Source organism: Loktanella salsilacus (genome assembly GCF_900114485.1).
Lineage (GTDB): Bacteria > Pseudomonadota > Alphaproteobacteria > Rhodobacterales > Rhodobacteraceae > Loktanella > Loktanella salsilacus.
In genome coordinates this window covers 24,658-42,644 of the sequence record NZ_FOTF01000020.1, presented here as the reverse complement: position 1 = coordinate 42,644, position 17,987 = coordinate 24,658, and the positions used below count along the sequence as shown (strand labels likewise).

At 57.4% G+C, this 17,987-nt stretch carries 14 protein-coding genes; 3 read left to right on the top strand and 11 right to left on the bottom strand.

Annotated elements, in window-relative coordinates:
* Positions 1-4: 4 nt before the first annotated feature.
* The 9 genes from BM131_RS15445 to BM131_RS15405 form a co-directional block, all read right to left on the bottom strand.
* Entirely contained in the window at positions 5-826 is an 822-nt protein-coding gene (locus BM131_RS15445; protein WP_090190928.1) for an ABC transporter permease, read from the bottom strand.
* Positions 827-889: 63 nt separating this feature from the next.
* Positions 890-1,909, bottom strand: coding sequence for an ABC transporter substrate-binding protein (locus BM131_RS15440; protein ID WP_090190926.1), 1,020 nt, complete (start codon positions 1,907-1,909; stop codon positions 890-892).
* The gene (locus tag BM131_RS15435) at positions 1,906-2,883 is read right to left on the bottom strand and encodes a LacI family DNA-binding transcriptional regulator (RefSeq protein ID WP_090190925.1); all 978 of its coding nucleotides are present in this window, start codon (positions 2,881-2,883) and stop codon (positions 1,906-1,908) included. Before BM131_RS15435 ends, BM131_RS15440 begins: the two co-directional genes overlap by 4 nt.
* Before the next feature lie 558 nt (positions 2,884-3,441).
* Positions 3,442-4,503, bottom strand: coding sequence for a dipeptidase (locus BM131_RS15430; protein WP_090190923.1), 1,062 nt, complete (start codon positions 4,501-4,503; stop codon positions 3,442-3,444).
* Positions 4,500-5,258: an ABC transporter ATP-binding protein gene (locus tag BM131_RS15425; RefSeq protein WP_090190922.1), complete on the bottom strand. Its 759-nt coding sequence runs from the start codon at positions 5,256-5,258 to the stop codon at positions 4,500-4,502. Before BM131_RS15425 ends, BM131_RS15430 begins: the two co-directional genes overlap by 4 nt.
* On the bottom strand, positions 5,255-6,088 hold the full coding sequence (locus BM131_RS15420) for an ABC transporter ATP-binding protein (protein WP_090190920.1): 834 nt from the start codon (positions 6,086-6,088) through the stop codon (positions 5,255-5,257). The genes BM131_RS15425 and BM131_RS15420 overlap by 4 nt, the downstream gene beginning before the upstream one ends.
* Positions 6,085-6,996: an ABC transporter permease gene (locus tag BM131_RS15415; protein WP_090190919.1), complete on the bottom strand. Its 912-nt coding sequence runs from the start codon at positions 6,994-6,996 to the stop codon at positions 6,085-6,087. The genes BM131_RS15420 and BM131_RS15415 overlap by 4 nt, the downstream gene beginning before the upstream one ends.
* On the bottom strand, positions 6,993-8,057 hold the full coding sequence (locus BM131_RS15410) for an ABC transporter permease (RefSeq protein WP_090190917.1): 1,065 nt from the start codon (positions 8,055-8,057) through the stop codon (positions 6,993-6,995). The genes BM131_RS15415 and BM131_RS15410 overlap by 4 nt, the downstream gene beginning before the upstream one ends.
* The gene (locus BM131_RS15405) at positions 8,054-9,655 is read right to left on the bottom strand and encodes an ABC transporter substrate-binding protein (protein WP_090190915.1); all 1,602 of its coding nucleotides are present in this window, start codon (positions 9,653-9,655) and stop codon (positions 8,054-8,056) included. The genes BM131_RS15410 and BM131_RS15405 overlap by 4 nt, the downstream gene beginning before the upstream one ends.
* Positions 9,656-10,420: 765 nt before the next feature.
* Here BM131_RS15405 and BM131_RS15400 point away from each other — a divergent pair.
* The 3 genes from BM131_RS15400 (at position 10,421) to BM131_RS15390 (ending at position 13,693) form a co-directional block, all read left to right on the top strand.
* On the top strand, positions 10,421-11,392 hold the full coding sequence (locus tag BM131_RS15400) for an ABC transporter substrate-binding protein (protein ID WP_090190914.1): 972 nt from the start codon (positions 10,421-10,423) through the stop codon (positions 11,390-11,392).
* 144 nt (positions 11,393-11,536) lie between these two features.
* The gene (locus tag BM131_RS15395; RefSeq protein WP_090190913.1) at positions 11,537-12,574 is read left to right on the top strand and encodes an ABC transporter permease; all 1,038 of its coding nucleotides are present in this window, start codon (positions 11,537-11,539) and stop codon (positions 12,572-12,574) included.
* Positions 12,575-12,586: 12 nt separating this feature from the next.
* Positions 12,587-13,693: a quaternary amine ABC transporter ATP-binding protein gene (locus BM131_RS15390; RefSeq protein ID WP_090190912.1), complete on the top strand. Its 1,107-nt coding sequence runs from the start codon at positions 12,587-12,589 to the stop codon at positions 13,691-13,693.
* A 148-nt stretch (positions 13,694-13,841) separates the two neighbouring features.
* Here BM131_RS15390 and BM131_RS15385 read toward each other — a convergent pair whose 3' ends face one another.
* Both BM131_RS15385 and BM131_RS15380 read right to left on the bottom strand, forming a co-directional pair.
* Positions 13,842-14,162 carry an antitoxin Xre/MbcA/ParS toxin-binding domain-containing protein gene (locus tag BM131_RS15385; protein ID WP_245754271.1) on the bottom strand — a complete coding sequence of 107 codons (321 nt, stop codon included), beginning with the start codon at positions 14,160-14,162 and terminating at the stop codon, positions 13,842-13,844.
* Between the two features lie 312 nt (positions 14,163-14,474).
* The gene (locus BM131_RS15380) at positions 14,475-17,978 is read right to left on the bottom strand and encodes a hypothetical protein (RefSeq protein ID WP_090190910.1); all 3,504 of its coding nucleotides are present in this window, start codon (positions 17,976-17,978) and stop codon (positions 14,475-14,477) included.
* Positions 17,979-17,987 lie beyond the last annotated feature (9 nt).

Sequence of the window (17,987 nt, the reverse complement as noted above, 5' to 3'; positions counted from 1 at the left end):
GGGGTTACTTCCGCGCCGTGGCGATCCGCTTTAGCAGCAGATTTGCCGTAAAGGACATGATAATTAAGATCATTGCGATGACACTGGCCGACACAAAGTCATTCGAAACGTTAACCTGTTGGTAGAGCAGCGTTTCCAACATCAGCACCTTGGAGCCACCCAGAATGGCGGGCGTAATGTAGGCAGTCAGCGCGCCAGTAAACACCAGCGTGCCTCCAACGACCAAACCTTCTTTGGTAAGCGGCAGGATCACACGGAAAAACACCTGAAACCAGTTGGCCCCCAAGACACGCGCGGCAGGAATAACGTCGCGCGGGATATTCTCCATCGCCGATAGCAGCGAGATAATCATCAAAGGCATAAACAGCTGCAAGAGGCCAAGGAAGACCGCCGTTTCGGTGAACAGCAGCCGGATGGGCGTGTCTGCTAGGCCCAATCCAACCAAGGCGTCGTTCACGATACCAGTCCGACCCAAGATCACGATCCACGCATAAGTCCGCGCGACGGGAGAGATCATAAGCGGTAGAATAACGAGCCCAAAAACGCGGCCCCGTGCTACGGGAGATAAATTGCTAATACTAAACGCGGCGGCATAACCGATCACGGCAGCCGTACCCGCAACGAGGACGCCCAGTTTAAGCGTGCGCAGGAAAACGGTTTGGTTCAGAGGTTTGGAAAAGAAATCTGTGTAGCCGCTTAGCGTCCATCCCGCGTCTGATTGAAACGCCTCTGACAATAGAATGCCGACCGGTAGGATAAATAGAAGAAGCGCGAATATTGCGGCGGGCAATGCCAGCGCAAGACCTTCGCGAGTATTTGAGAACATCTGCTGGCTCCATTTTGAACTGGAAGGGGGGATGAGGGGCGACCCATCGACCGCCCCGCAATTTCACTGGATAACTTCAGTGTTCCACTGCTCGACCCAAGCCTCGCGGTTGTCGATAATTTCAGCAGGCGAAAGAAGGTTCAGCGAATTGATCAGGTCCGCACCATACGTCAGGTTGTCCGCAATTTCATCGCTAACGACAACTTCTGCATTTGCTGGGCTATCGACCAAAGCCTCTGCAACTTTGGTCTGCACTTCTGTTGACAACCAATAGTCCATGAATTGGTAAGCCAAATCTTCGTTACCGTTGCCTTTAGTCATGACCATAACATTCATGCCGCCGGCTTGGCCTTCGGCAGGTTCAGCCCATGCAAAAGGCAGTGGGGAATCCTTAAAGGCACTCCACGCAAATCGGCCAACCGGAGCCGCAATCACCTCTTCTTGGTTCATCAATTGCGTCAACTCGGAAGAGCGCGAGTAAAATGTCACGATATCGTCTGCGTGCTTTCCCACCTCTGAAATCACGCCCGTAAGGTCACTACCGTCGTTGCCAGCGGCCTTATCGAGCATCATCAAAGTCAGAGGGCCCTGCGTTCCGGTGATGTTCGGGAGCGCCACATTTCCAGCGAGCTTTTCATCAAGCAAATCGGCCCAGCTGTTGACCTTGATTAGATCGGAACGATAGACAATCGAGCTTGCATAAAAAGTGTATCCAACGGCAAAGTTATCGCCGATCGGATCCTGCGCTGCGCTGTAAAGCTTGCTGAGGTTTGCAAGCTTCGAGACATCAAGTTGTGCCAACAAATCTTTGCGTGCTAATTCTAGCGCATCTTGCGATGCGATGACCGCCATATCGATCACGGGGTTTGAAGCGTTCGCTTCGATCTTGGCCATCCGCTCGACGCTATTGCCAGTTTCGACGACAAGCGTACAATCGCAAATCTCTTCAAACGGATCGTAAAGAATCTCTTTGTATTCATCCTGTGCAAATGAATAAACCGAGATTGTCAGCGTCTTGTCTTGCGCAAACGCGCTTGTCGCAAGCGCACAGCAAAGGGCTGAGAGTGAGATTGCATTTTTCATTGTAGGATCTCCGGTTTAGTTTTCGAGTTTTGTTTGGTGGTAGAGTTTCGTATTACAAGGCGCATCGCGACGTTTGCGTTTTGCGCGGGCAGGGTTTCGCCCTGAATTTCGAGGATCAGCCTTTCGATTGCCAAACCAGCAATCTGTTCAACATCCTGTGCCACTGTCGTCAGTGTGGGGTGCATCGCGATTGCGAATGGCAGATCGTCGAATCCTGTCAGGCTGACATCATGCGGCACGACAATCCCGTTGCGCGTTAAATGAGAATGAACACGAAGCGCCAACAAATCTGATGTCGTAATAACAGCGGTCGCGCCGTTTTGGATCGCCGATACAAGCTGATCAATCCCGCTCTCACCCCAGATTTCTTGCAGGTGAATTGATGGATCAAAACCGGCGCGCATCCCTGCGACCCGATCCCGCTGCACCTCTGAAACGCGGTCTTCACCAAGCAGGATAACATGGCGGTGGCCCAGCGACGCAATATGCTCCGCGATCATTCTACCGCCCCCCGCATGATCCGCACTGACCGAATTGTCGGGGTCTGAGGCCGTGTTGATAATCACTGTCGGAACATTCTGCAGCCCCGGCGCTGTGCCTTTTTGCGGCACGATCAAGAGACCATCCACGCCCCTGTCCAACAATCTGTTAATTGCTTGCGTCTGCTCGTCGGGATTACCGCGTGAATCCGCAATAAGGATACCCAACTGCCGATCCGCAGCCACCAAAGACAAATGCTGTGCGATGCGCGGGAACAGCGGGTTGGTCAAATCGGGCATGACCAATCCAAGAATACCAGTCTGACCACTGCGCAAAGCACGACCCGCAAGGCTGGGACGATACCCTAGATCGTGTGCGCGCTTCTTAATCCGCTCAACCATGTCGGAAGAAACACGTCCTTTCCCAGTCAGCGCATTCGAAACGGTCGCGGCCGAGACACCCATATCCATAGCAATTTGTTTAATAGTCGTCATGCTTCTCGCCCCATTGGTAAAACGATTAAGCAACCGAAGTGGGACGTGTCAACGTTTTTTGATTAAACGATTAATCTTTAACCACTTCTAATATTGAACCCGAACGTTCTCGTGGGTAATGACGCGGAGGTTGCACTTTCGGTGGCCCTATCGCCCCGTCATGCCCTCGATCTGGGGTAAGGGTGTTGACTGCGTGACGCGTTCGGATGGCCGTTTTCGTAGAAGACATTGCCGCCATTACGGCCGTCGAAATGATCGTCTGAAATCTGACTTTTTGACGTATCGCTTTTGATCGCGGCTACAGCTTAGGTTCTGACCTCAGACATTGTCAGCCTGCGACACTTATTGCGCGCCCTGCCCGCCTCTAGAAGAGTGCCTTTGACAATGCCCGCACGACGGCGTCGAAAACCTTGAGCAGACTGAGGTTACGACTGGAAAGGCGCATGAATATGGGAAACCACAGCTCCCCGCGTCCCAAAAATGCCAACCTCGCCGCACCGACGTGGCAACGCATTTTAGCGCTAGTCGCCCTAGGATGGTGGCGCAACCGGGGCCGGGTCAGGCTTTCCACGTCCTGTCCAACACGCCGAACCAGTTGTTATGGCACAGCTTTTCAAGCAGGGGCGCGTCAAAGCCATGTGCGCTAAGGGCATCGCGGAATGCACCAAGGCCTGCGACGTCGGCCATGGCCTTAGGGACCTGCGCCCCGTCAAAGTCAGAGCCAAAGCCAACGTGATCTTCGCCTAATCTACCGATCAGGTGGTCGAGGTGGCGCAGCATTGGATCGAAACCGCGGTCTTCGGCCTTGGCCCCGTCTGGATTCAAAAAGCCGGTGGCAAAGTTCAGTCCGACCATGCCGCCTGTGTCGCGGATCACGTCTAATTGTCGGTCTGTCAGGTTGCGGGCCGACGGTGTGATCGCATGGGCGTTTGAATGGGTCGCGACCAGCGGTGCATCGGACAAGGCCGCGACATCGTTAAACCCAGCCTCGTTGAGGTGCGACAGGTCCAGCATAATGCCAAGTTCGTTGCACAACCGCACAAGGTCTTTCCCCGCTTCCGTCAGTCCGGGACCGGTATCTGGGGATGACGGAAAGGCAAAGGGCACACCGTGGCCGAATACGGTTGGGCGGCTCCAGACGGGGCCAAGCGACCGCAGGCCCATGTCATGAAATAGATAAAGCGCATCAAGGTTGGCTGCGATCGGTTCCGCCCCCTCTATATGCATGATGCCCGAAATGATGCCCTTGGCCTGACAGTCGCGCAATTCCGCGACCGTGCAGCAGATGCGAAATTGCCCATCGGAGGCGCGTTCCATCCACTTAAGGTGCCCGGCCATCGCCAGTGCCGTGGGCTGCGCAGCGTCATGTTCAATTAGGGGCGGCAGCGGGACGTCATAAGGCGGATGTGCCATCATGTCGTCGATATCAATGGGCTGATCGGGCGATGATATATAGATTGCGAAGAACCCACCACCAAAGCCGCCCTTCTTCATGCGCGGCAAGTCAAGATGACCTTGTCCGGTATCGGTCAGCCACGTCTGGCGGCGTTGATCCGGGTCACGTAGCAGGCGAAGCAGGAAATCGTTGTGACCATCAAATATCATCGGAACGTCGGTCATGGGGCTTTGAATCCTTCGCTGGCGACCAGCAATTGTTGCGTGTATTTTTGCGTTGCATCCCGGCCTTGCAAGGCGGTTCGGGTCAGTTCTTCGACGCGAGTTCCGTGCTGCATCACCAGAAGGCGTTCGCACATATGCGCCACCACAGCGAGGTCGTGACTGACCAAAAGATAGGTCAGTCCTTTTTCTATGCGCAGTGCGTCCAGCAAATTCAAAACCTCGGCCTGAATGGATGCATCAAGGGCAGAGGTCGGTTCGTCCAGCAGCAGGATTTGCGGTTCAAGGATCAGGGCGCGGGCGATAGCGACGCGCTGACGTTGGCCTCCGGACAATTGGTGCGGAAAGCGGAAGCGAAATCCACCGCCGAGGCCCACGTCGTTCAGTGCTTTTTCAATCCGGTCTTCGGCGTTCTTAAACCCGTGGATCGCCAGCGGCTCCGACAGCACCCGGTCAATCGTATGGCGCGGGTGGATTGACCCGTAAGGGTCCTGAAAAACCATCTGCACTTGGGCATAGAACGCCGGATCGCGGGGCGAAGCGAGCAGCTTTCCGTCAATCTTGATGGTGCCCGCGCTTGTTGGGGCAAGACCACAGATCGCACGCAGCACAGTGGATTTGCCAGACCCACTTTCGCCGACAAGGCCAAAGCTTTCGCCCTGTTGAACGTCAAAGCTGACGTTCTGGACAGCCTGAACTTGGGACTGACGCGACCCAAAGGTCACGGCCAGATCACGGACTTCGATCAGGGCGCTCATGCCAGCCACGCGGGATCACGGGTCAAGGTTTGCAGCGGACCGCTGTCGCCGTCAATCTGCGGCAGGCAGTTTAGCAGGCCTTGGGTATAGGGATGTTGCGCGCTGTGCAGGTCCCGGGCGGCGATTTCCTCGACCACACGGCCCGCATACATTACAAGCACACGGTCACAGAACGATGATACGAGCCGCAGGTCGTGGCTGATAAAGATCAGGCCCATGCCCCGGTCGCGCACCAGACCGTCAAGGATGCGCAGCACGTCGAGTTGAACGGTCACATCAAGGGCCGATGTCACTTCGTCCGCTATCAACAGGTCCGGTTCCGCAATTAACATCATGGCAATCATTGCCCGCTGGCCCATGCCGCCTGATAGCTCGTGCGGGTAGGCCTCAAAGACGCGCTCTGGGTCGCGGATTTGCACGGCTTCTAGCATCGCGACGGCCCGGTTGCGGGCGTCCGTGCGCGTAGCATCGCCGCGACGGCGATATGCCTCTACTATTTGGCGGCCGACCGTCATGACGGGGTTCAGCGAATACTTGGGGTCCTGCATGATCATGCTCATGCGAGGCCCACGCAAGGATCGCCACGTTTTGGCCGAGGCATGCCGTAGGTCGATCCCGTCGAAGCTGAGCTTGTCGGCGGTTACCGTGGCAGAAGCAGGCGTTAGCCCAAGGATCGCGCGTCCGGTCTGGCTTTTGCCCGATCCGCTTTCGCCCACGATCCCCAGCCGTTCGCGGCCTAGCGTAAAGGTCACATCGCGAACGACGCGCACGGGGCCATCGCGGGACGGAAAGGAAACGTTAAGGCCTTCGACTTGCAGCATGTTGGTCATGTTTCGCCTTTCGGGTCCAGCACATCGCGCAAACCGTCGCCCAACAAGTTAAAGCCCAAGGAGACAACAAAGATCGCAATACCCGGCATCGTGGCGACCCACCAGAAATCGATCATAAAACGGCGTCCAGCGGCGATCATGGCCCCCCATTCGGGCTGTGGGGGCTGTGCGCCAAGGCCAAGAAAGCCAAGGCCGGCAGCGGTCAGAATGATCCCGGCCATGTCCAGCGTGACGCGGACGATGACGGATGACAGGCACAGCGGCACCACGTGACCCCAGATGATCCGTGCGCTGCCCGCGCCTTGCAGGCGGATCGCGGCTATATAGTCGGCATCGCGGATTTGCAGTGTCTCGGCCCGCGCCAGACGGGCGTAGGGTGGCCAACTGGTGATCGCAATGGCGATGATTGCATTTTCAATTCCCGGCCCTAGGGCCGCGACAAAAGCCAGCGCCAAGATCAAGCGCGGAAAGGCGAGGAAGATGTCAGTGATCCGCATCAACACAACATCGACCCAGCCACCGAAATAGCCCGCAGTTGTGCCAACGGCCAAACCAATCGGTGTCGCAATGATCGCGACCAGCGCCACAACCATCAGAGTAAGGCGCGACCCATGCACGATCCGGCTAAAGATGTCGCGAGCCTGATCGTCAGTGCCCATCAGATGCGCCCAAGAGGGCGGCAGCAGGCGTTCTGTTCTTAAATCACCGCCTCTGATCGGGTCGTAGGGAGAGATGACGTTGGCAAAGATCGCCATCAGGATCAACACAACGACGATCCCAAGGCCCACCATCGCCAGCCGATTGCGCCGGAGTTGCGACCATGTGCGATACGCCTGGCCCAGTCGGGCTTGGCGGCGGGACGCGGGCCGGTCGCTTAGCAGCCAGTCGCGTGTGGAAACGTCGCTCATGTGCGCCGCCTAACGCGTGGGTCGAGCACGGTATACAGAAGATCAGATAACAAGTTCAGCCCCACGAAGATGATGCCGATGACCAGCGTGCCACCTAGCACGGCGTTCATATCGGCGTTTTGCAGGCTATTGGTCAAATACTGGCCAAGGCCCGGCCAAGCAAAAACGGTCTCGGTCAGCACGGACCCTTCCAGCAGGCCTGCGTATGACAGGGCGATAACGGTGACCAGCGGCACGGCGGCGTTGCGCAATGCATGGACCCAAATGATCCGCCATTCGGGCACGCCTTTGACCCGCGCCGCAATGATGTATTCCTGACCCAGCTCTGCCAGCATAAAAGACCGCGTCATGCGGCTGATATATGCCATTGAGAAATATCCCAGCAGCACCGCAGGCAGTGCCAGATGCGCAAGCACGTTGCGGAAGGCGTCCCATTGACCCTGCATCGCGGTGTCGATCAAAAGCAGGCCTGTGGTCTGGGTGACGGTGTATTCATAGGATATGTCGATACGTCCCGGTCCAGCAACCCATTGCAGCTTGGCGTAGAACACGAGCAGACCCAGTAGCCCTAGCCAAAAGATCGGCGCGGAATACCCCACAAGGCCGACCACGCGGATCACCTGATCGGGCAGCTTACCTTGACGCACAGCGCCCCAGACACCCAGCGGCACGCCAAATAGCGTGCCAAGGATGATACCGGCGGTGGCCAATTCCAGCGTGGCGGGAAAAACGCGGGCGATGTCCTCGATGATGGGCTTTTTGGTCAGAACGCTAGTACCTAGATCGCCGGAAAGCGCCTGTTTCAGATAGATAAAGAATTGATGATAAAGCGGTTTATCAAGCCCAAGAGCGATATAGGCAGCATCATAGGTGGATTTCGACGCCCGGTCGCCAACGACGGCCAGCACCGGATCGACAGGAACAACACGCCCAATCAAAAAGGTCACGACCAAAAGGCCCAGAAAGGTGACCGCGACTGTCGCGATCAATTTGCCGGCCTTCAGGCCATAGGTCGGAAGGGCGCGCCAGCGCCCCCCCGTGTTAGCAGGTGATACGCTCATTCCGACTTGGTCACGTTGCGGAAAGAGTTGTCGTTGAACGATGGCCCGATGATAAAGCCGTCAACATTGTTACGCAGGCCCAGCACTTCGATTTCTTGGAACATGATGACGAAGGGCGATACTTGCTGATGTTCTGTCTGTAGCGCGACATACATTTCAGCCCGCGCGGCGGCGTCCTTTTCTAGCACAGCGGCATCGGCCTGGGCGGTCATCTCGGGGATGTCCCACGCGTTGCGCCATGCCAACGGCTTGGATGCCGCATCGTCGCTGTTGTCAGGGTTGCGCGCAAAGGTATCGGCGTTGGTGTGCGGGTCCTGATAATCCGGGCCCCAGCGACCGATATAGATGTCATGGTTGCGGGCACGATATTTTGTCAGCGTTTGCTGGCCGTCACCTGGGATCAATTCCAGTTTGATGCCTGCCTGTGCCATCGTTTGCTGGATCGCTTCTGCAATCGCCGTGATTTCAGGCGTGTTGCGGGTATCCATCGTCACGGTAAAGCCGTCGGCATAGCCTGCTTCTGCAAGCAACGTTTTGGCCTTTTCAACGTCCAGCGCATAAGGATTGTCGTTCAGCGCACCTAAGAAACCCTCGGGCAGGAACGCTTGGTGGACCTTGACCTTGCCGTTCATGATCGTGTCGGCAATCGTCTGGTAATCGACCAGATATTTCATTGCTTCTGCGACCTTGGGGTTCGCCAAAGCTTCGTTTTTCTGGTTGAGACCCATGTAGTAGATCGAGCCCTTAATGCCGTTCTCGATCTTGATGTCGGGGTTGTCGGACAGCGCGACGATCTCTTCTGCGCCAAGGTTACGGGCGATGTCGATGTCACCTTGTTCCAGCAGCAAACGCTGTGTCGAACCCTCGGGGATATGGCGATAGATCGCGCGCATCATCGCAGGGGCATCGCCGCTGAAGTTGTCGTTGCGTTCCAGCACGACGACTTCGTTCGCACGCCAGTCACGGATGGTGAACGCGCCAGAACCGGCATAGTTTGTCTTCAGCCATTCATAACCAAAATCGCCATCGGCCTCGTGGCTTACAACCAGTTCCTTATCGACAACGAAACCAACCGTCGCGGTCAGGCAATACAGCAGCAGCGTGGGGGCATAAGCCTTGTCCATCTCAAGCTCGAACGTCATGTCGCCGGTTTGGCGGACCATTTGTTCGACGTTGTCGGCAGTCAAGCCGAACTGGGTCAGGATAAAGGCCGGGGATTTGTCCAACTTGACGGCCCGCTGCAGCGAATAGACCGGATCAGCAGCAGTAATCGGGTTGCCAGAGGCGAACTGCAAGTCGGGCTTGATGACAAAGCTAAAGGTTTTGCCGTCCTCTGATACCTCCCAGCTTTCGGCGATAACACCAAAGATGTCAGATACGTCGTTGACGTTATATCCGACCAAAGGCTGATAGCTGTTACCTAGAACCTCGGAGGCTGTGAACTCAAACACCTCTGCCGGGTCGAGAGAGATAATGTCGTCGATCTGCCACGCTTGAATGAGCGTGTCGGGCGGCGTTTCTGCCTGCGCGGGCGCGCTGGTCAGCCCCATCGCGGCCGAAACGATGGCCGCCGCAACAATTTTTGAAAAATGTGTCATATGGTTTTCCCTGTTGAGAAGACGATCGGTGGCACGCCGTTTTAAGGTCTGGCGCGGTCTCACCGTGGGGCCAAGTAGTGCGATAGGGCTTTGCCCTGTCAAGGACCTAGGAACCTGATTGCTCATTGTGCCTATTTTTAGGGCTTGAATAAACGGCGACACAACAAAGCCCCACTGCGCGTCTTGCAGCCAGCGCATGCCGTCGTCGTTGATCCTGTTGCCGATCGGCCCGCCAGTCGCGTGCCAACGCAGCAACCGGGCCGTCGGACCCATCAAATCCAAGAACCACCAGATCCGCAGGGTAATCCTCCCGTTTTTAACGGGACGTGGCCGTAAAACTTACGTAGTCATTTTCGGTTTTATTGCGGGCGTGATACCGTCGTTCAAACGCCCCTGTGCCCAAAACCTTTTGCATGAATGGCCGACCTTTTTTGTCGCCACCTGCGGCACGGTGAATGCTTAGGCTCGGGCGGCGGGAAGAGTGTAGGCCACCAATGAACGTGGTCCAAATTTGATCGAAGGCGACCCAGATCCGTCGGTGCGCCGCTGTTTCCCTTTCCGATAACGGTTGCTTTCTGTCGTCAATCGCGTAGGTGTGATCCGAAAGCGACGCAAATCTGTCGCAAATCGACCTTTTCCTATCTTTTAAAATGGATGGCGGGCTGATGCCTTAAATGGCGGCTGCGGCGCATTTGCGTCCTTGATGGGTTCTGCACGAAACGCGTGCGGTTCCGCTAAACGTGAATGATAGAAGTGAGACGCAATATGAAACGCTATATTCTTGGTGCCGCATTGGCAGCACTCGCCGCACCGACGGCAGCTTTGGCGCAAGACCAGTGCGGCGACGTCACCATCACGCAGATGAACTGGGATTCCGCGGCCATCGTGACCCAAGTGTCAAAGTTCCTGATGGAACAGGGCTATGGCTGCAACGTGACGGCCGTGCCGTCCGACACCACACCGGCCATGACCTCGTTGTCGGAAAACAACGAACCCGACATCGTGACCGAGCTATGGATCAACTCTGCGGGCGACGCATATACCAAGCTGAAGGCCGACGGGAAAATCGTCGAGCTTGGCAGTGTGCTTGATCCGGGCGGCGTCGAAGGCTGGTTCCTGCCGACCTATCTGGTTGAAGCGCATCCAGAACTTGCGACGATCGACGGCATCATGGCGAACCCCGAACTGGTGGGCGGCATGTTCAACAACTGCCCCGACGGCTGGGGCTGCCGCCTTGTCAACGACAACCTGATCCGGGCGTTCGGATTGGAAGACAAGGGCATCGAAATCTTCAACCACGGCTCTGGCGAGACTTTGGCGACATCCATGGCCTCTGCCTATGGTGACGAAAAGCCATGGTTCGGTTATTACTGGGGTCCAACGACGCCGCTTGGCATGTTCGACATGACAAGTATCGATCTGGGTGAATATGACGAAGTGGCATTCAAAGCCATGCAGAACGCCGATGCACCTGATCCTACGCCGTCGTCCTTCCCGTCGGCACCCGTGCTGACGATCGTGACGCAAGACTTCATGGACAGCCATCCCGACGTATCCGAGATGATGGGCAAGGTCACTTTTAAGACCGAAGTCATGAGTCAGCTTCTGGCTTGGAAGGAAGAAAACAACGCGTCCAACCAAGAAGCGGCGGTGTATTTCCTAAAGAACAACCCCGACGCATGGAGCAGCTGGATCAACGATTCAGCCCGCGAAAAGCTGGCGGCTTTGCTGCAATAGGCTGATCCGGGCGGCGTTACCGCGCGAGTGCACCGTGACGTGTCCAGACCCTGACAAAAGACAGAGCCGGATCCATCGGATCCGGCTCTGTTCGCATTAAAAATCAAGATAACATGGGGCGCAACATGCCCGGGTGAGGTATGTATGGCGACTTATGATTTCATATTTGACGGGCTGGGCCTGCGCAATTGGTGTGGTGCCAGCGGCGACGACAGCGGCGGCATGACATCAATGGCGCAATTGCTGGCGCAGACATCTGGCAGCGACGTTGTGGTATCGCCTTGGGAAACGCCTTTCCCTTCGATGGACGCCATGCACGAGGCCTGCACGTCTTTTCCGCAGTCGCGCGCGCTGACCAGCGGGCTAGAGGAAGGTTTCCTGTCGATCAAGAACGGCCTGAAGGTCGTCGTCGATCCACTGACACAACCGCTAAGCTGGGCGCTGAACGAGGCGCTTTGGGTGATGCAGGTGGTGCCGTGGTTCATCATGATCCCGCTACTGATGCTGATTTCCTATGTGGTCAGCCGGGAATGGAAACTGGTTGGACTGGTCGCGATCTGCTTCGGCTTCCTCGGTTTCGTTGATTACTACAGCTATACGATGCAGACGCTGGCCATCATCTTTGTCTGCGCGCTGACCTGCGTCGCGCTGGGGGTGCCCATCGGCATTGCCATGGCCCGCAGTGACCGCGTGCAGCGGATAATGATCCCGATCCTTGATATGCTGCAGACCCTGCCGCCCTTCGTCTACCTGATCCCGCTGATCTTCTTGTTTTCGGTAACAGAGCCAAAGCTTTATGGGATTGCGATCATCCTCTACGCCATCGTGCCCGTCGTCCGGTTGACCGATCTTGGCATCCGTCTGGTCGATCCCGACGTGATCGAGGCAGCAGACGCGTTTGGCATGACCAAACGGCAAAAGCTGCTCAATGTGCAGATCCCGCTGGCCTTGCCGAACATCATGGCCGGCGTGAACCAGACCATCATGATGAGCCTTGCGATGGTCGTCATCGCCTCACTGGTGTCGGCCCCCGGGCTGGGCGTGCTGGTGCTGCGCGGTATCCGGTCGCTTGAACTGGGCGTCGGTTTGCTGTCGGGCCTTGGTATCGTGCTGCTTGCGATCATTCTGGACCGCGTCACCAAGGCGGCACTGGCCCGCATCAACGTCAGCCAGTCGCGCTAAGGGGTAACGATTATGAACGATACAAGCATCAAGATCTCGATCCGAAAGCTTTACAAGGTTTTCGGTGACGATCCGCAACCTGCGCTGCAGTTGGTCATGGACGGCATGGGCAAGGCCGAGCTTCTTGAAAAGCACAATCATGTCCTTGGCCTGAACGACATCAATGTCGATATCCCCGCGGGCAAAACCACGGTCATTATGGGCCTTTCTGGGTCGGGTAAATCCACGCTGATCCGCCACCTGAACCGGCTGATCGAACCCACGGCGGGCGAAGTCTGGGTCGATGACGACAATATCCTCGAATACACCGACACGCAGCTGCGGCAGATGCGGCAGCACCGCATGTCGATGGTGTTTCAAAAGTTCGCTTTGCTGCCGCACCGGACAGTGTTGCAAAACGCAGGCCTAGCACCTTCGATCGCGGGTCAGAACGAACGCAAATACGCCGACGAAGCGCGCCGCTGGCTTGACCGGGTCGGTCTTGCGGGTCAGGGCGAACAATACCCGCACCAGCTTTCGGGCGGGATGCAGCAACGGGTCGGCATCGCGCGTGCGCTGACGAGCAATTCAGACATCATGCTGATGGACGAGGCATTTTCGGCACTAGATCCGCTGATCCGGACTGACATGCAGGACCTTCTGAACGAATTGCAGGCCGAGCTGCAAAAGACGGTCGTTTTCATCACCCACGATCTGGACGAGGCGTTGAAACTTGCGGACCACCTTGTGATCCTCAAGGACGGCTCTGTCATCCAGCAAGGCGAGCCGCAGCATATCCTGCTTAATCCAGCTGCCCCCTACATCGAAGACTTCGTCGCCGACATCAACCGCGCCCGTGTGCTGCGGGTCCGGTCCGTCATGGGTACATTTCGCGAGGCGGGCACTTATGCGGGCGACATCGACCACCACGATACGCTGGAATCCGTGATCGCAAAGTCCGAAGGCGACACGAATCTAAGCTACCGTGTCATGCAGGACGGTAAACCTGTCGGCCTGCTGGACATGCGTAAACTTGTCCGCGCACTGGTTCCGTCTGAACGATCCGTTGAGCGCGAAACACCTGATCTAAGCGACTTGCAGTCCAAGTCAGCTGAGACCGACGCGGCGTTATCGCAGTAATTGTCCCGCGCGGATCTGCGCGCGGGATTGAAATGATGACACTGCGGGCATTTGCCCGCAGTTGGCGCGGCCTCGCCTAGGACATCACAAAGATGCGGGTGATAAGACCCTTAGTGACCCAAGGCGGTGCCGACGATCGAAGGGGGTTTTACCCCTCAAGCACGCCGATGACGGCATCAGCGCCTGCGGGACTGGTGATCGCCATCGACAAGGGCGTCGCGCCCCCTAGATCGGGGTTCGGCTTTTCTAAAAAGCGCATGACCAAAATCCCGTTGCCGCTATAAAACTTATCCGCGACGACATACGCACGGGCAAGATCATATAGCGTGCGGCTTTTGGCAGGGCTTAATGGCTGCTTCTCTGCCTTGGCGCGGCGCAGCGCGCGCTCTGCAATCAGGTTCAGGTTGGGTACGGCGTGCATGACGTTTAGGATATTATCGACCGAGGATGCTGGCAGCCCCTTCGCCACAGCGCATTCAAGTGACGCCCTGTCGTTTATTTCTTCCGGCAGCCCTAGAAGCTCCGATATTCGATCTGCTGGCGTCATCCGCATCAAGTTAACATTCAAGTCGTGTCTCCTTTTAGGTGACCTACTGCCGACTGACTTTTGAAGTTTGATAGGTGGATCGTCTTTAATGCCAGTCGGAATATCCGCCCCCTACATCACCAAAGACCAAATAACCACCGCACCGGCAAAGACTAGCTTTGGCCGGTGCGGTGCATGACGCCGCTAGTCGCTGATGGACGACCTGATCTTCTAATCTTTGCCTAAACCCAGAGTTTAGAACTTCGCGACCAGATTGAGGAATACCCCTTGGTCGTCATAGATAAGATCCGTCAAATCGTCAGAGAATTGCGAGAAGTTGTAGCCAAGGCCGATCTGCATGTTGGGATGCACCTGCTTGAACGCCGCAACCAAAGCGCCGCGATCCTGCGTACCGGCGTCGACAAGTGTCAGCTGACGCACTTCGGCCAGAATATCCCAATCATGAACAAGGTGATAGCGGGCACCCAGCACCGCAAGCCAAGCGTCGTTCCGCGCAAATGTGTCTGCCGGATCAACCGCTGTTTCGGCGCTACGATAGCCAAGCTTGCCGTTCACGGTCCAGAACCGGTCCACGTCATATGATCCGTCCAGACTGACCACGTGACTGCGCTGAACCGGCCCGGTATCATCCGTGCCGTCCAGTGTCTGACCAATCTGGTCATCCAGATAACGGTAACGCGCCAGAATATTCAGACGGTCGTCCTCTACGGGCCGCAGGGCATAACCAATGCTGACGTCTGTGTAATCGCCGTCGCGAAAGGACGTCTCGTCGCTGCGCGAACGCAGGGCTTCGGCCTTGGCAATGATGCGCTGTGCGTCGTCAAGTTTGTAAGACAGATTAGCGGCCACCAGCACTGTGTCGTTATCCAGCGGATCGCCTGATAGGGTGCCATTTTCGGTGCGGTATTCAACGCGCGCTTGCGCCGACAGCGTGTCGCTGGCGTAGCGTGTCCCGAAAGAATACGCCCGGCGATCAAAGTCATTATCGCTGCCATCCTGAACCTGACCAAGCTCTATCGCGACGGTGTAAGTCAGCTGTGCGTTGGCGGCGTAGGTCACGCCGTAGGCAGAGGTCAGCGAGTCCCGCTGCCCGAACATGTCGTAGGTGTTTTCCCCGAAGATCGACAGATCGGATGACAGATCACGCCGTCCGCCGACAACCACGCGGCCCCGGTCGCGGCCGACCAGATCGACATCATCCAGATCGCGGCCCGGCTCAAGGGTATAGCCGATGTACTGTGTATCGCCATCGCCCCCTGTTCGCGTGGCCAGCACGCGTGCACCTGCACCCTGCGTGCCATCCGAAACTTCACCTTCTAGCACCCAGCCAGTGCCGGTGTCATAGCTAAGGCCAAGGCCAATGCGGTCATCTGCGTCTAGCCCGTCGTTCTGCACCGTTGTCTGGCCAAAAACATAGACTTCGCGCTTGTCATCAAACGCATAGTTCAGCCGGGCAGCGACGTCGGTGCGGCTGCCGTCTTCATCCGTGTCGTCCCGGTCCAGCCTTGCGGCACCAAGCGTATAAGACAGAGTGTCCGACAACTGATGCGTCAGCTCGACTTCGCCCTCTAGGTCGCTATCGCCCGCTTGGTTGGTATAGCTGTCATAGCGCAGCGCGAGGGTCGTCGTCTCGCCGACCTTTACATCTGCGAAAACGCCCCAAAGATCTTCGTCCCCGGTGTTGTCCGTGACCTGCGTATCAAGAGAGGAGAACCCCTCTTCGCGCTGTTCGGCATAGCCGCCGACGACACCTTCTCCGCCAAGGCCAAGATCGACCAGATCAGCGCGGCCTTCGACACGCACCGACTGGCCGCGGCCCGTCGCAGCTGTTTCCGTCTCGGACGTCAAGCCGCCATTATAGGACAGCAACGTGTCCAGCCCTTGGCCTTCGCTTTGGGCGGCATCCACGCGCACATAGGTGCGTTCTGTCGGGGCAAACAAAATATCGCCGCCAACCAGCGTGTGGTCACGCACGCCCGTATCGTCACGCGCCGCCGAGGCACCAACACGCAGCTGCGGGGAAACCCAGCCTTCTACCCGCGCGCCGGTCGCATAGCCATCAACGTCGCCCGCAACGGGCGTATATTCATACTGCGCAACCAGCACGACGTTATCGCGGCCTGTGCCTGTGGCAGACACCAGCCCGTTCCCGGCAGAGCCAAACAACGGCTGCACCAAGGTGATAACACCCTGAATGTAATTGATCTGGTAATCGACACCCGGCACCAGAAGGGTGCTGTCGATCACACGGTCAGACTCGGGATCGCGCACCTGAACATAGACTTGCTCTGTCCCCTGCCCGATGTCCTGCTGACGCAGAAAATAGACGGATCCGCCGGTGCCGCGAAAGGCTTCGCGCTGCGGGATCATATCGGGCTGGGCGGCATGCGCGGTCGCCTGATAGCGCGGTGTGCCAAACACGGTCTGGTCGCGCGCTTCGACATGCGCTTGCAGGCCATAAAGAGTGCGGTCGTTACGCACGAAGGCGTTGTCGCCCAAGGCTGCGACAAAGTCGCCGAACTGCACAAAATTACCTTCGCGGGCGACCCGGACGTAGATTTTGCCAGAGGTCGGGGTGCGGTCGATGATTTCGGAATCGTCACCAAAGGTCGGATAGTAATCGGATGGGTCAACGCGAAGCAAAAGCTGGCGCGGGTCCTTCTCGTCCAGATCGCGGAAAATATCCTCTAGCGGGCCCTCGCCCGTGTCCACGGACGCGGTGACGGCGTAGCCGCTTGCTGTTTTGCCGTCGATAAAGCCTGCGATGCGGCCTGTCGCATAGGTTTCGCTGCTATCATCGCGGCCACCCGTGCGGTAGCCAAAGGTCAGATCGGCCGTGCCAACGCTGAACCAATCCGCTGCCGGAATGTCGATATCGCGGGTCAGGTCGACACGCTGGCCCGGCCCGGCCACATCGACATCAACCTCGTATTCACCTTGCGGCAGAATGCGTTGGATGACGAACCGCCCGTCTGGGTCCGGCCGCAACGTTTCGCCCAAGGCCCGCACGGTTGCGCCCGGCACGACATTGGCCCCCGAAACAGTGACCGCGCCGCCGAAAACAGGAATGCGGCGACGGCTGGCGGTATCGCGGCCTTCTTCCACATCGCGCACGCTACCGGATGGCAGGGCAACGCCCAAAGGTTGCGGTGCCGTTTCGTCAAAGCGTCCGTTTGCGTCATAGACGCGGTGGACTGCGACCAGTTTGCTATCTTGGGGCAGATCGACCGTGACCTGTCCGTTCACGTCAACGGGCAGGATCGATACGGTGCGCGGCCCGCCCACGGCTTCAAGGTCGATAATCCGCATTTCAGCCCGCGCGACATAGGCCGGGTAGTTCATCGCCGATTGCAGCGTTACAGGGCCGCCATCTGTCTGCGTCGACTGTTCCAGATCAAGCCGCGGCACCGCGCCCAAACCATCAAACGTCACGCGAATATCGGCTTCGGCCAAGGCGATATCGACCTTGCGCACCTTTTCGATGACTTTTGCATCCCCAGCGATGGGCGTGCCGTTCAGCGAAATGGCAAACCCAGTGGCGGGCAGGCTCGATTTTTCGGTGTTTTTGCCAACAGGTAGCGCGATGACATCGCCCGCATTCGTGACCTCGCAGCCAATCGGAAGCGGCAAGATATTGGCCCCGCAATCCTGCGCCAAAAGCCCTGACCCAAGCCCAGACAATGCCGTCGCCGCCATCAAGGCATTGCGGATCGCGCGCGTGCGATAAGATTTCTGCATGGGTTTCTC

Bases quoted from the DNA above. Each gene is read 5' to 3' on its own strand.
- BM131_RS15405 (WP_090190915.1), bottom strand. From the start codon at position 9,655: ATGACACATTTTTCAAAAATTGTTGCGGCGGCCATCGTTTCGGCCGCG.
- BM131_RS15400 (WP_090190914.1), top strand. From the start codon at position 10,421: ATGAAACGCTATATTCTTGGTGCCGCATTGGCAGCACTCGCCGCACCG.
- BM131_RS15390 (WP_090190912.1), top strand. From the start codon at position 12,587: ATGAACGATACAAGCATCAAGATCTCGATCCGAAAGCTTTACAAGGTT.
- BM131_RS15380 (WP_090190910.1), bottom strand. From the start codon at position 17,978: ATGCAGAAATCTTATCGCACGCGCGCGATCCGCAATGCCTTGATGGCG.
- BM131_RS15435 (WP_090190925.1), bottom strand. From the start codon at position 2,883: ATGACGACTATTAAACAAATTGCTATGGATATGGGTGTCTCGGCCGCG.
- BM131_RS15395 (WP_090190913.1), top strand. From the start codon at position 11,537: ATGGCGACTTATGATTTCATATTTGACGGGCTGGGCCTGCGCAATTGG.
- BM131_RS15425 (WP_090190922.1), bottom strand. From the start codon at position 5,258: ATGAGCGCCCTGATCGAAGTCCGTGATCTGGCCGTGACCTTTGGGTCG.
- BM131_RS15440 (WP_090190926.1), bottom strand. From the start codon at position 1,909: ATGAAAAATGCAATCTCACTCTCAGCCCTTTGCTGTGCGCTTGCGACA.
- BM131_RS15410 (WP_090190917.1), bottom strand. From the start codon at position 8,057: ATGAGCGTATCACCTGCTAACACGGGGGGGCGCTGGCGCGCCCTTCCG.
- BM131_RS15430 (WP_090190923.1), bottom strand. From the start codon at position 4,503: ATGACCGACGTTCCGATGATATTTGATGGTCACAACGATTTCCTGCTT.
- BM131_RS15445 (WP_090190928.1), bottom strand. From the start codon at position 826: ATGTTCTCAAATACTCGCGAAGGTCTTGCGCTGGCATTGCCCGCCGCA.
- BM131_RS15420 (WP_090190920.1), bottom strand. From the start codon at position 6,088: ATGACCAACATGCTGCAAGTCGAAGGCCTTAACGTTTCCTTTCCGTCC.
- BM131_RS15415 (WP_090190919.1), bottom strand. From the start codon at position 6,996: ATGAGCGACGTTTCCACACGCGACTGGCTGCTAAGCGACCGGCCCGCG.